Genomic DNA, 19793 nt, shown 5'->3' on the forward strand with positions numbered 1-19793 from the left:
GCCGAAACACGCGGTTCATAGCGTCGGGACCCATCACGCCACTGCCCTCCGTACTCGCGAGGCATCCCGTGTCACAGGAGTCCCCGTGCCCCACCTCTCCCGCCGCACCGCCCTGCGGCTGACCGCCGGAATGGCGCTCGGCGCCACGCTGCCCCTGGCCGGCTGCGGGCGCGAAACCGACGCGACCGCCGCCTCGGGCGCCAAGAAGAGCGCCGCGAAGATCGGCACGTCCCCGGCCACCGGCACCGTGAACGTCTGGGCCGCCCAGGGCGACGCCGACGTGCTCGGCACGGTCGTCAAGCCGTTCAAGGCCGCCAATCCCGACCTGGTCGTCAAGACCACGCTGATCCCGAACGCCGAGTACTACACCAAGCTCCAGGCGGCGATCGCCGCGGGCAAGGGACCGGACGTCGCCCAGTTCTTCCCCGAGTCGCAGGCGCAGTTCCTCGACCCGTCGACCTTGCAGCCGGTGCCGGACGGACTGGTCGACCCGGACGGCTTCTTCAAGAGCCTGTGGGCCGCCGGGGTCGTGGACGACGTGGCCTACACGGTCCCCTGGTACGCGTACACCTACGCGCTCGTCTACCGATCGGATCTGGCCAAGAAGGCGGGTGTCGAGGCGCCGACCACCTGGACCGGCATGGAGCCCTTTCTCAAGGCGCTCCAGGGCGCCGGCGCCGCCCACGCGCTCGGGGCCGACATCGGCTGGGACATCTTCAACGGCCAGGACGTCGCCATGTACGCCTGGCAGGCCGGGGGCTCCCTCGTCGGCTCCGACGGCAAGTGGAACCTGAACACGCCCCAGATGGTCGACGCCCTCAAGTACAACGCGTCCTTCTTCACCGCCGGGACCGCCGACACCAGCGGGCCGACCTTCCTCGACGCGCAGCCGTACTTCGTCTCGGGCAAGACGGCGAGCATGATCACCGGCCCCTGGGTGATCGGCCAGCTCGACACCGCCGCGAAGAAGACCGGCTGGACGGCCTCCCACGTGGCCACCGCCCCGCTGCCCGCCGGAGCGTCGAGCAGCGTCTCCTTCTCCGCGGGCGGTACCTGGGGCGTCCTGGCAGGCAGCGGCAACACGGACGCCGCCTGGAAGCTCGTCCGGTATCTGGCGAAGCCGAGCACCCAGGTCGCCCAGTACAAGGCGTACAGCTCACTGCCCGCCGTCATCTCCGCCTGGGACGACCCGGCCATCAAGGGCCAGCCACTCCTGGACGCCTTCTTCACCCAACTGAAGAACACCCGGGCGTTCCCGCAGGTCAGCACTTGGCAGCAGGTGGCGACCCGGCTGGGCAAGGAGATGGAGGCCGTCGCCAAGGGCACGGAGACCGCGGCGAAGGCGGCCGCGAACATCCAGGCGTACGCCGAGAGCGTCGGCACCGGTACGAAGTGATGGCGACGACTCTCGTCAGGGCGCCGCGGGAGACCGCGGCGGCCCCGAAGGCAGCCTCGCCCAGGAGATCCCGGGCCCGGCGTACGGTCGTCGCCTGGCTCTTCCTCACCCCCTTCGCCCTCGTCTTCCTGGTCTACACGGCGATCCCCACCGTCTCCGCGCTCGCCCTCAGCCTCACCGACATCCGCGGCGCCGACCTGCGCACCCCGTTCGCCGTCGACTTCACCGGCGTCGACAACTACCTCCGGCTGTTCCAGGACGACACCTTCGTACGGGACATCCTCAACACCGCCCTCTTCGTCGCGGTCGGCGTACCGCTGACCATGGGCATCGGCTTCACGCTCGCCCTCGCGCTGAACTCCGGCATCCGTCGGCTGCGCGGTGTCCTGCGTACCGTCTTCTTCGCGCCCGTGGTCACCAACGTCGTGGCCGTCGCGCTGATCTGGCAGTACGCCTTCCACATCGACGGCACCGTCAACAAACTGCTCGGCACGGTCGGTTTCGCCGGACCGAACTGGCTGGACGACCCGAACCTGGCCATGCCGGTCGTCATCCTGCTCGGCGTCTGGCGCAACTTCGGTATCGCGATGGTGCTGTTCCTCGCCGGCCTCCAGGCCGTACCCCGGGACGTCTACGAGGCCGCCGCCCTCGACGGGGCGGGCCGGTGGCGCCAACTGCGGCACATCACCCTGCCGTTGCTGCTGCCCACCACGCTCATGGTCTCCGTCCTGCTGACCGTCTTCTACCTCCAGGTCTTCGACGAGCCCTACCTCCTCACCGGCGGCGGCCCGCTCGGCTCCACCGAGTCCGTCGCGCTGTACACCTACCGGCAGTTCGGTGCGGGCGAGTTCGGGATGTCCTCGGCGGCGTCCTTCGTGACGCTCGCGCTGGTGACCCTGGTGAGCGTCGTCCAGTTCCGGCTGCTGAGGTCGCGCACATGACCCGTGTCTCCCGCCCCGCGCTGTACGCGGTCCTCGTGCTGTGCGCCCTGCTCACGACCCTGCCCTTCGTGTGGGGTGTGAGCGGCTCCCTGCGCAGCCTCGACGAGATCCGCTCCGACCCCGGCGCCCTGCTCCCGCACCACCTGACCTTCGGCAACTTCACGCGGCTGTTCGAGACCCAGGGCTTCGGCCGGTTCCTGGTCAACAGCGTGGTCGTCGCGCTGATCGTGGTGGCCGGGAACATCGTCGCGGCGTCGGCCGCCGGCTACGCGCTCGCCAAGCTCGACTTCGCCGGCCGTCGGCTCGCGTTCGGCGCGGTCATGGCGGCGATGATGGTGCCGTTCACCGCGGTGTTCGTCACCCAGTTCGTGATCACCGTGGACCTGGGCCTCGCGGACACCCTCGCCGGAATCGCCTTGCCCGGTGCGGCACTTCCGCTGTCTGTGTTCATCATGCGCCAGTACGCCCTGTCGGTCCCCGACGAACTCCTCGAAGCGGCCCGCATCGACGGCGCGGGCGAGTTCCGGATCTTCTTCAGGGTCTTCCTGCCGCTCGCCGGACCCGCCGTCGCCACGATCACGATCATGTCGTTCCTCAACTCCTGGAACAACTTCATCTGGCCGCTGGTCGTCGCCCAGAGCATGTCCACCTACACCCTCCCGGTCGGCCTCGCCGCCACCAGCCAGGCCGCCGCCCACGTCACCGACTACGGCCTGCTGCTCGCCGGAGCGATCGTCGTGATGCTGCCGGTGCTGGTGCTCTTCCTCTTCCTGCAGCGGTACTTCGTGCAGGGCATCGCGGGGACGGGGCTGCGATGAGCACGACGGTCACGGTCCAGGCCCCGGCCGGCACGGTCGTCGGGCGGCAACACGAGGGCGTACGGCGCTTCTTGGGCGTTCCGTACGCCGAAGCGCCCACCGGACCACGGAGATTCGCCGTGCCGGTCCCGTGCGGGCGCTTCACGACGCCGTACGACGCCACCCGCCCCGGCGCCACCGCGCAACGCGTGCCGCTGTCCGCCGTGACCACGATCCCGGAACCGTCGGTCGCGGGCGACGACGTGCTGAACGTCTCCCTCACCGCCCCCGAGGCGGACGGCTGCCCGGTGTTCGTGTGGATCCACGGCGGCGGGTTCCTCGCCGGGAGCCCCGCCAGCCCCTGGTACGACGGCCGGGCCTTCGCCCGCGACGGTGTCGTCACCGTCGTCGTCGGCCACCGGCTCGGCGTCGACGGGTTCGCCGTACTGAACGACGTTTCCACCAATCTGGGAGTGCGGGACCTGCTGCTCGCGCTGGACTGGGTGCGGCGGAACATCGCCGCGTTCGGCGGGGACCCCGACCGGGTCACCGTCGCGGGACAGTCGGCCGGGGGAGCGGCGGTGCTCGCGCTGCTGTCGTCACCCGCCGGGCGGGGGCTGTTCCAGCGGGCGGTCAGTCTGTCCGGCGGCCTGTTCGAGGTGGACGCGGCCCGGGCACGCGAGTTCCTGACCCGGCTCGGGGAGCGACTGGGCGTGCCGCCCACGCGGGCCGGATTCGCCACCTGCGCATCGGAGTTGCTCCAGCGTGGCGTCCTCGACCTGCGTGGCGACGACGGCGTACTCGTGCTCGGCCCGGTCGTCGGCGACGACATCCTGCCGGTGCCGCTCGCCGAGGGGCTGGCCGTACACGGACAGGACGTGCCGCTGCTGCTCGGCGCCACGGGAGACGAGTTCGACGGCGACAGCGATCAGGAGGCGCGCGCGGCCGGCACCCGCATCACGGACACCCTGTTCCGCTCCGCCTGCCCCCGTACCGCGGCCGCCCGCCGCGAGACACCCGCCGGTACCTGGCTGTACTCCTTCGAATGGCCCTCCCCGATCCTCGGCGGCGCCGTCCACTGCGTCGACCTCCCCTTCTTCTTCGACGTCCTCGACGCACCGGGCGTCCCCGAGGCGCTCGGCCCGAACCCGCCCGCGGAGCTGGCCACCCGCATGCACGCCGACCTCGTCGCCTTCGTCCGCGGCGAGACACCGGCCTGGGGGAGAGCGGTCGGCCGGCCCGGCGACCCGGCCCGTACCTACGGCCGACCGCTCGCAGCCGACACCCGGGGCGCGTACGACCCGGTGACGGGAGGGGACGCGTGCTGACGGCCGGCATGAACCAGAGCGCCGTACGGCGGGTCAACACCTCAGTGATCCTGCGAGCGCTGGCGGTGTCGGCCGGGCCGCGCAAACTCACCGAACTCGCCGGGCAGACCGGCCTGTCCCGTCGTACGATCGAGCTGATCCTGGACTCGCTCGTCGAGGCGGGCTGGGTCGCCGAACTCGACCGGTTGCCCAACAGCGGCTGCGCCGGACGCCCGGCCCGCCGCTACGCACTGCGCGCCGAACACGCCCTGCTGGCGGCGGTACGCATCACCACCGTGGATGTCTCCGCCGTCGTCGCCGACGTGCGCGGCCAGATCCTCGGCCGGGCACACCGGCCGCTGCGCGCCTACAAGGACCCGGGCACCACCCTCGACGACGCCGCCGAACTGGTCCTTCAGGCCCTCGACGACGCCGGTGGCTCGCTGGAGCGGCTGCGCGCCGGGGCCGTCGCGGGCGGCGGTGCCATCGACGACGAAGGAGTGGTACGGCGCCTGGTGCACACCACTCGCTGGGAGGGCGTGCACCTGCCCGAGGAGCTCGGCCGCCGCCTCCCCGTGCCCTGGTTCGCCGACAACGACACCAACCTCGGTGCGCTGGCGGAGCGTTGGCGGGGAGTGGCCGCCGATCACGACAACGTCGTCTGGGCGATGCTCGGGAACCGGACCGGCCTCGGCATCCTCATCCGGGGGGCCGTGCACCGCGGCCTCGACGGTGCCGCGGGCGAGATCGTCGAGGCACCCTCGATGCCGGCCGGGTCGGTCGAGGACCGGCCCGTCGCCGCACTCACCTCACCGCTTCCGGGCCAACGCGCCTTCGCCCTCGCCCGGTTCGAAGCGGCCCGGGCCGGTGACACCGCCGCGCTCGCCGAGGTCGACGAGTTCGTGGAGAACATCGCGTCGATCCTCACCACCCTGTCCTGGACGGTCGCCCCCTCGCTGATCGTCCTCGGCGGCGGCCTGGAGGACGCGGCCGACGTCCTGCTGCCCCGCGTGCGGGCCGCGCTGCGGGCCGCCCGCACCCCCGCGGTCGAACTGCGCGCCACCGCCCTCGGCCAGGACGCCCCGCTCGTCGGCGCGGTGAAACTCGCCCTGGACCGCATGGACACCGAACTGTTCGGCCCGCTCGTCCCGGTCGACTGACCCCCACAACACTCGTACTCGGAGCCCCAGTTGACCCACACCCCCCGCACCCGCGTCCTCATCGTGGGCAGCGGCATCATGGGAGCCCTCGTGGCCCGCCTGCTGCGCGAGAGCGATCCGGCGCTGCACATCACCATGGCCGACGGCGGCACCCCGATCGGCGGCACCCCAGGACGGCACCTGCACGACCTCGACGACCCCGACCTGTGGTCCCGCTACAACGAGAAGGTCGCCACCGGCATCCAGGGCATGTACACGGGAGCGGAGGTGGTCCGCGAGGTCGCGGCCGAACTCACCGACCTCACCCCCGGCATGTTCCACGCGCTCGCCTTCGGCCAGGACGCCGAGGCGATGCCGCAGGCAGCGCTCGCCTGGAACACGGGCGGCATGGGCGTCCACTGGACCGCCGCGACCCCGTGGCCCGCAGCGGAGGAGGTCTTCGACTTCGGTGATCCCGACGCCTGGGCGGCCGACCTCGACACCGCACGCGGACTCCTAGCCGTCACCCCCGCCGCGATCGGCCCGACCAAGGTCGGCGAACTCGTCCTCGACGTGCTGCGCCGACGCTACGGCGGCATCGGCCCCGCCGACCGGGCCCCGCAGCCCATGCCCATGGCCGTCACCCCCACCCCCTCGGGCCCCATGCCCCGCACGGCACCCGGGACGATCTTCCCCGCGCTCGCGGCGGGCGGCGACCCGGCTTTCACCCTGCTCACGGGCACGCTCGTGACCGCCCTCGTCCAGGACGCCGGCCGGGTCACCGGAGCCCGCCTGCGCCGCGTCACCGACGGCACCGAGTCCGAACTCCGGGCCGACGCCGTGGTGGTGTGCGCGGACGCCCTGCGCACCCCGCAACTCCTGTTCGCCTCCGGCATCCGGCCCAGGTCCCTGGGCCGTCACCTCAACGAGCACGCCTTCGTCACCGCCCGCGTCCTGCTCGACCTCGACCGGTTCGGCCTCGACCTCGACGCCCTGCCTCTGCCGCGCCCCGGCGAGTTCAGCACGGACTCGCTGTGGCTGCCGTGCAACGGACCCGCCCAGCCCTTCCACGGCCAGATCATGAACCGCACCTACGTCGACGAGGCCGGACGGCCCCTCGCGCACTCCGTCGGCCTGTCGCTGTACGTCCCCGTCGAGTCGCGCCCCGAGAACCGGCTGGTGTTCTCGGCGCGCGAGACCGACCTGGCCGGCATGCCCCGTATCCGGGTCGAGTTCGGCTACTCCGACGCCGACCGCACCCTGATCCGGCGGGCGCTGGACGAAGTCCGCCGCGTCGCCGAGGAGTTCGGGCCCTTCGACCCCGCGACCGAGGCCACGGTTCTTCCGCCGGGCTCGTCCCTGCATCTCACCGGCACGGTCCGGGCAGGCGTCACCGACGACGGCACCAGCGTCGTCGACCCGGACGGCAGGGTGTGGGGGTTCGACAACCTGTATCTGGCGGGCAACGGAGTCGTCCCCACGGCGATGGCCGCCAACGTCACCCTGACCGGCGCCGTCACCGCGGTACGGGCCGCCCGTGCCGTCACCGCACGTACCTGAACCATCCGAGAGGAACAGCACAGTGATCGACATCGCCAAGGAATACCGCGTGGCCCTGCCCGCCTGGATCGACGACGAACTCGCGGACGTGCCCGCCGTCGTCCCGTCCCGCGAGGACCGGATGCGGCTCGTGCACCGCCTCGCCGACCGCAACTGGCGTGAGGGCAACGGCGGTCCGTTCGCGGCTCTCGTCGCCGAGCGCGAGTCCGGCCGGATCGTCTCCGTCGGCGTCAACGTCGTCCTGTCCACCGGAGTCTCCAGCGCGCACGCCGAGGTCGTCGCCCTCGGCCTCGCCCAGACCGCGACCGGCAGCTGGGACCTCGGCGGCGAGGGCCTGCCCGCTCACGAACTGGTCGTCAACTGGCGCCCCTGCGTGCAGTGTTACGGCGCCACGATGTGGTCCGGGGTGCGCGGCCTGGTGGTCGCGGGGGAGGGCCCGGAACTGGAGGAGATCACCACGTTCGACGAGGGACCGCTCGGAGCGGACTGGGCCGGGCAGTTCGAGGCCCGTGGCATCGAGGTCGTGGGCGATGTCCTGAGGGACGAGGCGCTCGCGGTGTTCCGGGGCTACCGCAAGGCGGTGGACGAGTCCGACGAGGTCGTCGTCTACAACGCGCGCGGGGGAGCGGAGTGAGCCCGCGGTTCGCGACGGACGTCATCACCTTCTACCACCCCGGGTTCTGGGACCTGGACTCCGCCGACGCGGTCCGCGCCTGGGCCGCGGAGCATCCGGACCGCTTCTGGCAGCGGGTGATGGACACCCTCGCCGAGACCGAGGTCACCGGCATCGAGCTGACGTTCGCGCCCGGGGACATGAATTCGGCCCTGCGCGCCTTCGGCAGCGCGGAGGTCTTCCGCCGCGAACTGTCCGCGCGGGGCCTGGCCGTGGTCAGCGCCTTCGTCGCCGACAGCGACGCCCCCGACTGGCGGCACGGCGACCATCTTCCCGCGATCGTCGCCGACGCCGAGCGCCGTGCCGCCTTCCTCGCCGGGATGGGCGCCGAAGTCCTCGTCACCGGGCTGCCGATGAGGACGACGTACGGCACCCGGCCGCCCTTCTTCGTCGACGCCGCCTACATGACGCGCATGGCCGACATCGCGCACGTGGTCGGCGAGGCGGTGTCCCGGTACGGGGTGCGGCTGGCCTTTCACACCGAGTCCCACAGCACCCTCTGGTACGAGCGGGACATCGACCTGTTCATGGCCCTGACCGACCCGCGCCATGTGTCGCTGTGCCCCGACTCCTGCCACATCGCCCTGGGCGGCGGCGACCCGGTCGCCGTCGCCCGCCGCCACGCCCCGCGCATCGCCCTGGCCCACTGGAAGGACGCGGTCGCCCCGATCGACGTCCACCTCACGATCGACGACACGGTGTACGCGCGACAGCAGCCGTACATGGCGGAGTTGGGCGCGGGGATCGTCGACTGGCGGGGCTGGGCGGACGCGATGTCCCGTACGCCGGGCGCGGACACGGTGCTGATCGAACTGGACGAGGCCGCCGATCCGGTGGCCGCGCTGAGATCGGGGACGGCGGTGGCGAAGCGGGCGCTGGCGGGGCAGCCCCGCGTGGGCGGTCTCCGGGAGCTGCGGACGGATCAGTGACGAACCGATTCTCCGGTCGAGGTCCGGCCACCCCTCACGTACCCGCGACTTTCACATCAGCGCCACCGGGCCCTTCCCTGACGTTTGTTGCTCTTGGAACACTCGCTGCGCGCACCTTCCGTCACCTTCGGGCCATCGATGCGCAGGATTGAGAGGTTCCCTCACTCATGTCCGACGTCAACCGGCGCAGATTCCTCCAACTGGCGGGCGCCACCACCGCCTTCACCGCCCTGTCGAACAGCATCCAGCGCGCCGCCGCCCTGCCGGCCCACCACCGCACGGGGACGATCGAGGACGTCGAGCACGTCGTCGTCCTGATGCAGGAGAACCGGTCCTTCGACCACTACTTCGGCTCGCTCAGGGGTGTGCGCGGCTTCGGCGACCCGCGGCCGGTCGCCCTGGAGAACGGCAAGTCCGTCTGGCATCAGACGGACAAGAGCGGCAAGGAGATCCTGCCCTTCCGCCCCGAGGCGAACGACCTGGGCATGCAGTTCATCCAGGACCTCCCGCACGGCTGGAACGACGGACATGCCGCCTTCAACGGGGGCAAGTACGACAAATGGGTCCCGAACAAGGGGTCCACGACCATGGCGTACCTGACCCGCGAGGACATCCCCTTCCACTACGCCCTCGCCGACTCCTTCACCGTCTGCGACGCCTACCACTGCTCGTTCATCGGCTCGACCGACCCGAACCGCTACTACATGTGGACGGGCTACACGGGCAACGACGGCCAGGGCGGCGGCCCGGTCCTCGGCAACGACGAGGTCGGCTACGGCTGGACGACCTACCCCGAGCGCCTGGAGAAGGCCGGAGTCTCCTGGAAGATCTACCAGGACGTCGGCGACGGCCTCGACGCGAACGGCTCCTGGGGCTGGATCCAGGACGCCTACCGCGGCAACTACGGCGACAACTCCCTGCTCTACTTCAACCAGTACCGCAACGCCAAGCCCGGCGACCCGCTGTACGACAAGGCCCGCACCGGCACCGACTACACCAAGGGCGAGGGCTACTTCGACCAGCTCAAGGCCGACGTGAAGGCCGGGAAGCTGCCCCAGGTCTCCTGGATCGTCGCCCCCGAGGCCTTCACCGAGCACCCCAACTGGCCCGCCAACTACGGTGCCTGGTACATCGCCCAGGTCCTGGACGCGCTCACCTCCGACCCGAAGGTGTGGGCGAAGACGGCCCTGTTCATCACCTACGACGAGAACGACGGCTTCTTCGACCACGTGGTCCCCGCGTTCCCGCCCGGCTCGGCGGCCCAGGGCAAGTCCACGGCCGACCCCGCCCTCGACGTGTACAAGGGCGACAGCAGCCACCCGGCCGGCCCCTACGGGCTCGGCCAGCGCGTGCCCATGCTCGTCGTCTCGCCCTGGAGCAGGGGTGGTTACGTCTGCTCCGAGACGCTCGACCACACCTCCATCATCCGCTTCCTGGAGAGGCGCTTCGGCGTCCACGAGCCCAACATCTCGCCCTGGCGGCGCGCGGTCTGCGGGGACCTGACCTCGGCCTTCGACTTCTCCCACCGGGACACCAAGCCGGTCGCCCTCCCGGACACCGACGGCTACGAGCCGCCGGACCGCGATCGCCACCCCGACTACGTCCCCGTCCCGCCGGCCGTCGGCGCCCTGCCGAAGCAGGAGCGCGGCCTGCGCCCCGCCCGCCCGCTCAAGTACGCCCCGCGCGTGGACGGTTCGGTGGACGCGAAGAACGGCAGGTTCACGCTCACCTTCGCCTCGGGCGCCAAGGCCGGTGCCGCCTTCCTGGTGACCTCCGGCAACCGCACCGACGGGCCCTGGAGTTACACCACCGAGGCCGGCCGGACCGTCTCGGACACCTGGAACTCGGCGTACTCCAAGGGGTCGTACGACCTGACCGTGCACGGACCGGCCGGCTTCCTGCGCGTATTCAAGGGGCCGAACAAGACCGCCGGACCCGAGGTCACCGCCGGCCACACCGGCGACGACGTCGAGCTGACCTTCACCAACAAGGGCTCCGGCACGGTCCGTCTGAAGGTCGTGAGCGGCTACGGCGACCCCGCGAGGACCTTCACCGTGCGGGCCGGTGCCACCGTCCGGCACACCTTCGGCCTCGCCAAGAGCCGTCGCTGGTACGACCTCACGGTCACCTCCGACGCCGACCCGGCGTTCCTGAGGCGATTCGCCGGACATGTCGAGAACGGGCGTCCCGGGGTGAGCGACCCCGCCGTCATCACCAGGTAAAGGCGTACGAGGAGTCGTCGTCCACCCGGCCGGATCGCAGTGGTCCCGGGGTAGTGTGCCCCGGTGACCACGCATTCGAACACACCTGCAGGCTGGTACCCCGACCCGCACGGAGCGGCACAGACGCTCCGGTACTGGGACGGGGCGCAGTGGACGCAGCACACCCACCCGGACCAGCAGGGGGCGGGGCAGGCCCAGGCTCAGGCCGTGCTGGCCCCACCGGTCCAGCAGGCGCCGCAGATGCCCCAGCAGTCGGCCGGTCCCGACCAGCGCGTGCAGCGTCAGGTGCAGCAGCAGGCCGGGGTCACCGGGGGCGGTGCGGGCGGCGGCACGCTGTTCACCGAGCCGGTGCTCGTGGTCAACCAGAAGGCCAAGCTGATCGAGCTGACCAACGAGTACAAGGTCATGGACCAGAACGGCAACCAGCTCGGCTCCGTCAGCCAGGTCGGGCAGAGTGCCTTCCGGAAGATCGTGCGGTTCTTCTACAGCATCGATCAGTTCATGAAGATCAAGCTGGAGATCCGCGACGCCCACGGGCAGCCGGTCATGCTGCTGACCCGGCCGGGGAAGATCTTCAAGTCGCGCGTGATCGTGGAGCGTCCGGACGGTTCGCCGGTCGGTGAGATCGTCCAGCAGAACATGATCGGAAAGATCAACTTCGCGCTGATGGTGAACGGCCAGCAGGTCGGGGCGATCAAGGCGGAGAACTGGCGCGCCTGGAACTTCGCGATCGTCGACCACACGGAGAACGAGGTCGCCCGGATCACGAAGACGTGGGAGGGACTCGCCAAGACGATGTTCACGACCGCGGACAACTACGTGCTGCAGATCCACTACCAGCTGCCCGAACCGCTGCTGAGTCTGGTCGTCGCCACCGCGCTGACGGTCGACACGGCGCTGAAGCAGGACGCCCGCGGGTTCGGCTGAGCGATCCCGCCGCCGACCGCCCTACAGCGGTGTGAGGTGCCCCGGCTCCGACTGCCGGGGCACACCGATGTCCCGCAGGGCCGGTTCCACGGAGGCCGTCGAAGGCTCCAGCGCCAGCACCGCCGCCACCGGGTGCTCCTCGTCCGCCGGGACCGGGGGCGTCCGGGTCAGCAGCACCACACCCCAGGCCGCCAGGCCCGCTCCCGCCAGGGCGAGCAGCACACCCGCCGCGCCGCCCCGCAGGCCCTCGCCCAGCAGGGAGAGGCCGATGACCGCCGCGGCCAGCGGGTTGGACAGGGTCACCACCGCGAGCGGGGCGCCCAGGCCGTCACGGTAGGCGGTCTGGGAGAGCAGGAGTCCGCCCGCCGCGAAGGCGGCGACGAGCAGGGCCACGCCGATCACCTGGACGCTGAGCAGCGACTGGGAGCGGTCCGTCGCGGCCACCGTCACCGTCTGGGTGAGCGCGGAGGCCACCCCCGAGGCGACCCCGGACGCCGACGCGTGCCGTATCCCGGGCCGGGCGCCCGGACGGGCCAGCAGGCCGATCAGGGCCGCCGTCGCCGCCGCCACCGCGACCGCCTCGGTCGTGCTCAGCACCTTGCCGGGTGCGGACCCCGACGCCACCACCAGGATCGCGGCGAGGCCGGCCAGCGTGTAGGCGGTGCCCCGCCACTCCGTCGCGCCGACCCGGCGCCCGGCGATCCGCGCGCCCAGCGGCACCGCGGCGACCAGGGTGAGGGCGCCGAGCGGCTGGACCACGGTCAGGGGCCCGTACTTGAGGGCGACGACATGCAGCAGCGCGGCCGCCGCGTTGAGCCCGACCGACCCCCACCAGGCGCCCGAGCCCAGCATCCGCAGCACACCGGAACCGGGGTTGCGGGAGGCGAGGCGTTCCTGGGCGACGGCGGCGGCCGCGTAGGCGACGGAGGAGAGCAGGGAGAGCGCGAGAGCGAGCAGGGTGGCATTCATCGGCCCGCTCCGGCCAGGACGTTCTTCTTGGGTTCGGCCGGGGCGAGCTTCTCCTGCGCCCGGCCGGCGGTCGTGGCCGTCCGGTGCGGGGAGCGAAGCGAGATGGGGGTCCCCCCGGACGAAGTCTGGGGGCGAATGACCGCCAGGGCGACGCCGAGCAGGGCGGTCGCCACGATCGCGTCCATCCAGTAGTGGTTCGCCGTGCCGACGATGACGGCCAGGGTGACCAGCGGGTGCAGCAGCCACAGCCAGCGCCAACGGGAGCGGGTGGCCACGATCAGGCCGATCGCCACCATCAGGGCCCAGCCGAAGTGCAGCGAGGGCATCGCGGCGAACTGGTTGGAGAGGGTGTCGGTCTGCGGCGGGCCGTACACGGAAGGGCCGTAGAGCTTCGCGGTGTCGACCAGGCCGGCCGCGGCCAGCATCCGCGGCGGGGCCAGCGGGAAGACGAGGTGCAGCACCAGAGCGGCGCCGGTGAGGCCGGCGAGGACGCGGCGGGCCCAGACGTAGTGGGCCGGGCGCTTCAGGTACAGCCAGACCAGGAAGGCGACCGTGGCCGGGAAGTGGACGGTCGCGTAGTAGGTGTTCGCGAGGTGCGCGAGGGTGTCGCCGTGCAGCAGCAGCGACTGCACCGAGCCCTCTCCCGGCAGGTGCAGGGCACGCTCCCAGTCCCAGACGCGGTCGGCGTTGCGGTAGGCCTCGGTGGTGTGGCCCGTGACCAGTTGCCGGCCGAACTTGTAGACGAGGAAGAGTCCTACGACGAGCAGGAGCTCACGGACGAGCGGCGGCCGCGCTGTCGCGCTCTGCTCCGCTTCTGAAGGCTCGGTGCGGGCATTCATTCCCCCGGCCCTTTCGCTGGCGGTGGTGCGGTACTGAATCCGAACAAGGTGATGACTCGTCCTGATTCCGAAACTCATCGATACGACATCGTACCGATACGTCAGTGTACCGATACGACCGGGTACCGGTACACTGGCGTATCGATAGACATACGACACACTGGAATCCGGGAATGAAACGCGGCGGCCGCGCAGCAGGCCCGCCGTCGGAGCGAGTGAAGGGAAGAGCTGATGACGTCGCAGGCCGCGGACGGACCGGAGACGGTCGCCGCCTCGCGCCGCTCCAAGATCACGCCCGAGCGTGAGCAGGAGTTCTTCGACGCCGTGCTCGAACAGGTCCGCGAGTGCGGATATGAAGCCGTGACCATGGAGGGCGTCGCCGCCAGCACCCGCTGCAGCAAGTCCACCCTCTACCGGCAGTGGAAGACCAAACCCCAGTTCGTGGTGGCCGCTCTGCGCTCCCGCCGCAGGTCGAAGTTCGACGGGATCGACACCGGATCGCTCGCCGACGACCTGCGCGAGGCCGCCCGGGCCGCGGGCCGGTGGTCGATGCAGGACACCAAGCTCCTCCAGGCGCTCGGTCATGCCGTCACGCAGGACGCGGAGCTCGCGCAGGCCCTGCGTGAGGCGCTGGTCGAGCCGGAGATCGCCGCGCTCAGGCACATTCTCCAGCGCGGGGTCGACCGGGGTGAGATCGCCACCGGGCACCCGGCGCTGGAGTACGTGCCTGCCCAGATGTTCGGCGTCATCCGCGCCCGCCCCGTCATCGAGGGGGAGTACGCCGATCCGGACTACCTGGTCCGCTTCGTGGAGGCCGCCGTACTACCGACGCTCGGTCTGACCTGAGACCCAGGCCGCCGTCCACGGGATGACTGGACGGTGACCTGCTCGCGCCGCACCGTGGGGACGGGGGCGGCGCGCACCCCCCGGCCGGGTGGGGTTCCTCTCGAGCGGAGAGGCGCCCCACCCGGCCGATTGGTGTCCGGGGACCGGCTGTCAGACGCCCTGGCCGCTGCCGCCGCCCGTCGACACCTTGATCCCCTTGGTGATGTCGTCGATCACGGTCTGGCCCTCTTCGACGTCGACACCGAAGCGGACCACGACGATCTGCTGCGGGTTGGCCGGGGACGGGAAGGCCAGGGACTCGACATAGCCGTCGGAGCCCTTGCTGGTGACCGCCTTCCAGCGGACCCGGTAGCCCTTCTGCCCCGCCACGGTCACCGCCTGGGAGCCGAGCACGTCGTGCGAGGTGATCGAGCCGTAGGTCTTGCCGCCGTAGGACTGCTCGGCGTTCGCCTCGATGTCGGCCTTGGCGATCTGCTCGGCCGTGCTGCCCTTGGTGCCGAGCGCCAGGGCGGGCGCCGAGTAGGCACCGCCCTTCGTGCACTTATGGGAGGTGTCGCCCGGGCAGGCGTAGGAGTCGTTCGAGGTCACGGACGCGCCGGCCGAGATCTCCTGGCCGTACCAGCCGTCCGGGATGGGAAGGCTGATCCCGTCGATCGAGTCGGTCACCGAACCGCTCTCGATCTTCGGCGCCTCCGATCCCTGCGGGGAGGGCGACGCGCCCCCGGAGCCCCCGCTGCCCCCGGAGCCGCCGTTGCCGCCGAAGGGCCCGCCCTGGCCCCCCGTGCCGCCGGGGCCGCCCTGGCCGCCCGGCCCCTGCGAGGTGGCGGTGTCGTCGTTGCCGCTGCCGTTGTCGGCCAGCGCGTACACGCCCACGCCGATGCTCGCCAGGACCACGACCGCCACCGCCACGGCTATGCCCGTACGGCCGCGCCGCGATCCGGTGGGTGGCTGGGCGGGATACGGCGGATAGGCCGGGTACTGCCCGGCGTCCCCGGGGCTCGCGACCTGTTCCGGGGGACCCCATGCGGCGGCCGATCCGGCGGGCCGGGTCCGCTCCGTCCACGCCTTGCCGTCCCACCAGCGCTCGGCGGCGGGACCGTCACTTGTCTGCCCGGGATCGGGGTACCACCCGGGGGGAGTCTCCTGCGTCATGCCCCCACCGTATGAGCCCTCGGTGAAAGAGGGATGAGAGGGGCGTCGGCCGGATCCGGTCGAGCCCCTGCACGGCGCCGACGGTCACTCCGGCACGAGGCGCACCGCTCGTTCCCTCGCGAGCCGCCGCAGCCGGAGACCATTCGGCCCGCGGCGTCGCGCTCGGCACGGGGTGGATCATGGGCTGGGCGGCCGCCGGTCACACGGCGCCGAGCGCGATCGCCGCGGCGACCTGGTCCGCGCCGCGGTTTCTCTCGACTTGTCGTCAGCGGCGTCGTGGGCCGTGCCCGGCCGGCTGCCTCACCGTCACCCCGGCGCAGCGGAATCCGCCATCACCGCACCGCCCACCTGAACTCCCCGCCCGCAGACAAACCCCTGAAGCGCGCCCCCGGTGCATGACCTGACTGATGGTCAGACCGGTCCGCGGGGGTCACGGGCGGGGCGCGTCGCCTGCCCGTACCGCAGGTCACCCGCCAAGGCAACAGGTACCCCGACCACACTCCGCTTCCGCACCCGGACGGCTACGCTCGAGATCCGTACGTCATTCGGGCGACTTGGGGAGGTAGCGGGATGACGGAGGTACGGCCCATTGCGGCCGCCCCGGCCTCGCTGTGGGAGCGTGACGAGGAACTCGCCGCCGTGGAGCGGGCGATCGAGTCCCTGTGCGCGGGCCGCGCGTCCTCGGGCAGTGTGCTGGTGATCCGCGGCGAGGCGGGCTTCGGCAAGACCGCTCTGCTGGCCGAGACCCGCCGCATTGCCGAGGCGCGCGGCTGCACGGTCTGGTCGGCCCGCGGCGGCGAGACCCTCAGGTCCGTCCCCTTCAACGTCGTACGGCAACTGCTCCAGCCCGCCCTCCTGTCGCTGATGCCCCAGGAGGCCCGCGAGTACCTCGGCGACTGGTACGACATCGCCGGCCCCGCGCTCGGCATCGCGGACCCGGGCGAGCGGCAGGCCGACCCGCAGGGTGTGTGCGACGGGCTGGTCGCCGCGATGCGCCGACTGGCCCGCCGGGACTGGCCGCTCGTGCTGATGGTCGACGATGCCCAATGGGCCGACCAGGAGACCCTGCGCTGGCTCGCCGCTTTCGCCGAGCGCCTGGACGACCTGTCCGTCCTGGTCGTGGTGGCCCGGCGCCCCGGCGAGGCCACCACCGAGAGTGCCCGCCTCCTGGAAACGGTCGCCTCCGCCGCGGGCCGCCCCGTCACCCACCTCAGCGCCCTCACCCCGGACGCCGCCGCGGGGCTCACCCGCGCCACCCTGGGCGAGCACGCCGACGCCCCCTTCTGTCGCGAGGTGTGGGCCGTCACCGGCGGCAACCCGTACGAGACCGTCGAGCTCCTCGCCAAGGTCCGGGACAGCGAGATGGAGCCCAGCGAGGCCTCGGCGAACGAACTGCGCGAGCTGAACCGCTCGGCCCGCGGCGGCGGACTCGTCGCCCGCCTGGAGGAACTCGGCATCGACGCCACCCGGTTCGCCTGGGCGGCCGCGATCCTCGGCGCCGACATCTCCGTCGACCTGGTGGCCAGGCTCGCCACCCTGAAGCCGGACAAGGCGACGCTCTGCGCCGAACTGCTGCGCAACGCCCGCATCCTGACCGATTCCGGGGCGGAGGGCGGCGAGCTGGAGTTCGTGCACCCGCTGATCGCCACCGCCGTCTACGACTCCATCCCCGACGCCCTGCGCACCGCCATGCACGGCATCGCCGCCCAACTCGTCACCGACTCCGGGCTCGGTGCCGCGGCCGCCTCCCGGCACCTGCTCAAGGTCCACCCGGACGACGACGAGGAACTCGTCGAGCAGCTGCGTGAGGCCGCCCGCGAACACCTCCTCGTCGGCGCCCCCGACGCCGCTCGGCGCTGCCTGGAGCGCGCCCTGGTGGAGCCCCCGGCACCCGAGATCCACGCGCGCGTGCTCTTTGAACTCGGCTGCGCCACCCTGCTGACCGCCCCCGCCAAGACCATCGGCCACCTCCAGACCGCGCTCGCCATGCCCGGCCTGGAGGGCTCCGCCCGGGTGGACGCCGTCATCCGCCTGTCCCAGGCGCTCATGCACAACAACCAGCTGGAGGAGGCGGTCCGCACGGTCGAGGCGGAGGCCGCCCGGCACGAGGAGGGCCCGGCCCGGCTCCGCCTCCAGGCCGTGCAGTACACCTGGGAGGGGCTCTACCCGGGCGAGGCCACCTCCCCGGCGCGCTCCGAGCGCCTCGCCGCGCTGGCCGCCACCTGCACCGGCCGGGACAACTCCGAGCGGGCGCTGCTCATCCTGCGCGGCTTCGACGCGATGGCCCGCGGCGAGAGCGCCGAGGAGATCGCCGAGGTGTGCGACCGCGCCCTCGTCAACGGCCTCCTCGCGCCCGGACTGGGCTGGACCGACACCGAGTGGGGTCTCGAACTGCCGCTGATGCTGGCCAGCGCGTACGCCTTCACGGACCGGCTCGACCGCGCCGAGACCCTGTACACCGACGCCCTGCGCACCTACGAGTCGGCCGGCTGGAGCGGCGGCCACCTCGCGCTCGCCCACGCCTACGTCGGCCTCGCCCACCGCCGGCGCGGGCGGCTCAGGGAGGCGGAGACCTCCCTGCGCGAGTCCCTGCGACTCGCCGAGCGGGTGGGACGAGGACTGCCGCTGTACTGGTCGGCGACCTGCAACCTCGTGGACACGCTGCTCGCGCGCGGGCATGTCGAGGAGGCATGGGCGATCGCCGAGCAGTACGGCTTCGCGCCGCCGTATCCGTCCACGATCGTGCTGCCCGATCCGCGGTCCGTGCGGGGGCGGCTGCTGCTGGCCGTCGGCAGGACGAAGGAAGGGATCAACGAACTGGACGCCGCGGAGAAGGCGGCGGCGGTCCGGGGGCACCACAATCCGGTGCTGGTGCCGTGGGCCGTCGATCTCGCCCGGGCACTCGCCGGCGAAGACCCGGTGCGGGCCGCCCAGTTGGCCAAGGACGTGCGTCGCCGTGCCGAGCGGCTCGGTACGGACACGGCGATCGGCGAGGCGCTGCGGTGTGCCGCCGCGCTGGAGACGGGGCAGCGGGCGGTGCGGCTCGCCGCCCAGGCGGTGGGGTACCTGGAGGCGTCGCCCTGCCAGTACGAGCATGCGGCGGCGCGGGTCGAGTACGGGATCGCGGCGCGGTCCGTGGCTGAGCTCAACCGTGGTCTGGCACTGGCGCGTTCGTGTGGGGCGGACGGGTTGGCGGCGCAGGCCAGGGAGGTGCTGGAGACGGGGCGGGGGCTGCGGTGAGTCGTGCGGCTGCCGCACCGTGCGGGCTGGTCGCGCGGTTCCCCGCGCCCCTGGGGAGCTACAGCGCGAGGAGTCGGTCCGTCAGCGTCGCCAGCCGCTTTCGCACCTCTTTGTCATACGTCTCCTGGTGCGCCCGCGCCGGACTCGTCCCGTCGAAGTAGCCGCCCGATCCCAAGTCCCGCGTAGCCAGTGCGAGCACCCCCGGAGCTCCGTCCGCCACCGTCGACCAGGGGGCCACTCCGCCCTCCCTGACCATCGCCGTGTCCATGAAGGTCGCCGGGTGGAGGACGTTCACGGCGACACCCGTGCCCGCCAACTCCTCGGCCAGGCCGAAGGTGTGGGCCGCCAGGGCGAACTTGGCACGGCAGTACGCGGCGAAGCCCGCATAGCCGCGCGTGAACTCCGGGTCGTCGAAGTCGAGCGGCTCCTGGCCGACCGACCCCACGTTGACGATCCGGGCCGGGGCGTTCGCCCTGAGGGTCGGCAGCAGGGCCCGCGTCAGCGTCACCGGCGCCAAGTAGTCGACCGCGAAACGGAGTTCATGCCCGTCGGCGCTCAGCTCTCGCCCGGATCCCGGTGAACCGGCGCCCACACCCGCGTTGTTGATCAGCACGTCGAGTCCGGGGTGGGCCTTGGCCACCTCCGCTCCCAGCGCGCGCACCTGTGCCAGTGAGGCCAGGTCGGCGACGAAGCCCTCGGCCTCGCCCTCGGACCGCAGCTCCTCCACCAGACTCCCGGTACGGCCCGGGTCACGGCCGTGGGCGAGGACGGTGTGGCCGGAGCGGACCAGCTCGAAGGCGACGTGACGGCCGAGACCGGAGGTGGCACCCGTGATCAGGATGGTCGACATGCCCCT

Annotated in this window: 16 protein-coding genes; 12 read left to right on the forward strand and 4 right to left on the reverse strand. The window is 71.9% G+C overall.

Annotated features, from left to right (window positions below; genetic code table 11):
* Positions 1 to 85: 85 nt before the first annotated feature.
* The 10 genes from ABZT06_RS00440 to ABZT06_RS00485 all read left to right on the forward strand — a co-directional run bounded on the left by ABZT06_RS00440 (position 86) and on the right by ABZT06_RS00485 (position 11891).
* Positions 86 to 1396, forward strand: coding sequence for an extracellular solute-binding protein (locus tag ABZT06_RS00440; RefSeq protein WP_355732598.1), 1311 nt, complete (start codon positions 86 to 88; stop codon positions 1394 to 1396).
* Positions 1396 to 2337, forward strand: a complete 942-nt coding sequence (locus ABZT06_RS00445) for a sugar ABC transporter permease (protein WP_355732600.1) — start codon at positions 1396 to 1398, stop codon at positions 2335 to 2337. The genes ABZT06_RS00440 and ABZT06_RS00445 overlap by 1 nt, the downstream gene beginning before the upstream one ends.
* The gene (locus ABZT06_RS00450) at positions 2334 to 3155 is read left to right on the forward strand and encodes a carbohydrate ABC transporter permease (RefSeq protein WP_355732603.1); all 822 of its coding nucleotides are present in this window, start codon (positions 2334 to 2336) and stop codon (positions 3153 to 3155) included. Before ABZT06_RS00445 ends, ABZT06_RS00450 begins: the two co-directional genes overlap by 4 nt.
* On the forward strand, positions 3152 to 4462 hold the full coding sequence (locus tag ABZT06_RS00455; RefSeq protein WP_355732606.1) for a carboxylesterase family protein: 1311 nt from the start codon (positions 3152 to 3154) through the stop codon (positions 4460 to 4462). Before ABZT06_RS00450 ends, ABZT06_RS00455 begins: the two co-directional genes overlap by 4 nt.
* Positions 4456 to 5601 (forward strand): ROK family transcriptional regulator, encoded by a 1146-nt coding sequence (locus tag ABZT06_RS00460; protein WP_355732609.1) that lies wholly within the window; start codon positions 4456 to 4458, stop codon positions 5599 to 5601. Before ABZT06_RS00455 ends, ABZT06_RS00460 begins: the two co-directional genes overlap by 7 nt.
* Before the next feature lie 30 nt (positions 5602 to 5631).
* Positions 5632 to 7140, forward strand: a complete 1509-nt coding sequence (locus ABZT06_RS00465; RefSeq protein ID WP_355732612.1) for a GMC oxidoreductase — start codon at positions 5632 to 5634, stop codon at positions 7138 to 7140.
* 22 nt (positions 7141 to 7162) lie between these two features.
* Positions 7163 to 7774: a nucleoside deaminase gene (locus ABZT06_RS00470; protein WP_355732614.1), complete on the forward strand. Its 612-nt coding sequence runs from the start codon at positions 7163 to 7165 to the stop codon at positions 7772 to 7774.
* The gene (locus tag ABZT06_RS00475) at positions 7771 to 8742 is read left to right on the forward strand and encodes a sugar phosphate isomerase/epimerase (RefSeq protein ID WP_355732617.1); all 972 of its coding nucleotides are present in this window, start codon (positions 7771 to 7773) and stop codon (positions 8740 to 8742) included. The genes ABZT06_RS00470 and ABZT06_RS00475 overlap by 4 nt, the downstream gene beginning before the upstream one ends.
* Before the next feature lie 167 nt (positions 8743 to 8909).
* Entirely contained in the window at positions 8910 to 10964 is a 2055-nt protein-coding gene (locus tag ABZT06_RS00480; RefSeq protein WP_355732619.1) for a phosphocholine-specific phospholipase C, read from the forward strand.
* 63 nt (positions 10965 to 11027) lie between these two features.
* Positions 11028 to 11891, forward strand: a complete 864-nt coding sequence (locus tag ABZT06_RS00485; RefSeq protein ID WP_355732621.1) for a phospholipid scramblase-related protein — start codon at positions 11028 to 11030, stop codon at positions 11889 to 11891.
* A 21-nt stretch (positions 11892 to 11912) separates the two neighbouring features.
* Here the strand turns inward: ABZT06_RS00485 and ABZT06_RS00490 are convergent, their stop codons facing one another.
* Together ABZT06_RS00490 and ABZT06_RS00495 are read right to left on the reverse strand one after the other, a co-directional pair.
* Entirely contained in the window at positions 11913 to 12860 is a 948-nt protein-coding gene (locus ABZT06_RS00490) for a hypothetical protein (RefSeq protein ID WP_355732624.1), read from the reverse strand.
* On the reverse strand, positions 12857 to 13699 hold the full coding sequence (locus tag ABZT06_RS00495; RefSeq protein ID WP_355732627.1) for a phosphatase PAP2 family protein: 843 nt from the start codon (positions 13697 to 13699) through the stop codon (positions 12857 to 12859). Before ABZT06_RS00495 ends, ABZT06_RS00490 begins: the two co-directional genes overlap by 4 nt.
* A gap of 231 nt (positions 13700 to 13930) precedes the next feature.
* Between ABZT06_RS00495 and ABZT06_RS00500 the strand changes: the two genes are divergently transcribed.
* A complete protein-coding gene (locus ABZT06_RS00500) occupies positions 13931 to 14545 on the forward strand; it encodes a TetR/AcrR family transcriptional regulator C-terminal ligand-binding domain-containing protein (RefSeq protein WP_355732630.1) in 615 nt (204 codons plus the stop codon).
* Between the two features lie 150 nt (positions 14546 to 14695).
* On the opposite strand, the gene ABZT06_RS00505 is transcribed toward ABZT06_RS00500, so the two are convergent.
* Positions 14696 to 15697 carry a DUF2510 domain-containing protein gene (locus tag ABZT06_RS00505; RefSeq protein ID WP_355732633.1) on the reverse strand — a complete coding sequence of 334 codons (1002 nt, stop codon included), beginning with the start codon at positions 15695 to 15697 and terminating at the stop codon, positions 14696 to 14698.
* Between the two features lie 570 nt (positions 15698 to 16267).
* Here ABZT06_RS00505 and ABZT06_RS00510 point away from each other — a divergent pair.
* Positions 16268 to 18937 (forward strand): AAA family ATPase, encoded by a 2670-nt coding sequence (locus ABZT06_RS00510; protein WP_355732635.1) that lies wholly within the window; start codon positions 16268 to 16270, stop codon positions 18935 to 18937.
* A gap of 58 nt (positions 18938 to 18995) precedes the next feature.
* Here the strand turns inward: ABZT06_RS00510 and ABZT06_RS00515 are convergent, their stop codons facing one another.
* Positions 18996 to 19787, reverse strand: coding sequence for an SDR family NAD(P)-dependent oxidoreductase (locus ABZT06_RS00515; protein ID WP_355732638.1), 792 nt, complete (start codon positions 19785 to 19787; stop codon positions 18996 to 18998).
* Positions 19788 to 19793 lie beyond the last annotated feature (6 nt).

The organism is Streptomyces sp. NPDC005483, assembly GCF_040606035.1.
Classification (GTDB): Bacteria; Actinomycetota; Actinomycetes; order Streptomycetales; family Streptomycetaceae; genus Streptomyces.

What these genes read in the sequence shown, in the direction of transcription:
- ABZT06_RS00515 (WP_355732638.1), bottom strand. Translation starts at nt 19,787, where the DNA reads ATGTCGACCATCCTGATCACGGGTGCCACCTCCGGTCTCGGCCGTCAC.
- ABZT06_RS00445 (WP_355732600.1), top strand. Translation starts at nt 1,396, where the DNA reads ATGGCGACGACTCTCGTCAGGGCGCCGCGGGAGACCGCGGCGGCCCCG.
- ABZT06_RS00510 (WP_355732635.1), top strand. Translation starts at nt 16,268, where the DNA reads ATGACGGAGGTACGGCCCATTGCGGCCGCCCCGGCCTCGCTGTGGGAG.
- ABZT06_RS00505 (WP_355732633.1), bottom strand. Translation starts at nt 15,697, where the DNA reads ATGACGCAGGAGACTCCCCCCGGGTGGTACCCCGATCCCGGGCAGACA.
- ABZT06_RS00495 (WP_355732627.1), bottom strand. Translation starts at nt 13,699, where the DNA reads ATGAATGCCCGCACCGAGCCTTCAGAAGCGGAGCAGAGCGCGACAGCG.
- ABZT06_RS00455 (WP_355732606.1), top strand. Translation starts at nt 3,152, where the DNA reads ATGAGCACGACGGTCACGGTCCAGGCCCCGGCCGGCACGGTCGTCGGG.
- ABZT06_RS00490 (WP_355732624.1), bottom strand. Translation starts at nt 12,860, where the DNA reads ATGAATGCCACCCTGCTCGCTCTCGCGCTCTCCCTGCTCTCCTCCGTC.
- ABZT06_RS00480 (WP_355732619.1), top strand. Translation starts at nt 8,910, where the DNA reads ATGTCCGACGTCAACCGGCGCAGATTCCTCCAACTGGCGGGCGCCACC.
- ABZT06_RS00500 (WP_355732630.1), top strand. Translation starts at nt 13,931, where the DNA reads ATGACGTCGCAGGCCGCGGACGGACCGGAGACGGTCGCCGCCTCGCGC.
- ABZT06_RS00450 (WP_355732603.1), top strand. Translation starts at nt 2,334, where the DNA reads ATGACCCGTGTCTCCCGCCCCGCGCTGTACGCGGTCCTCGTGCTGTGC.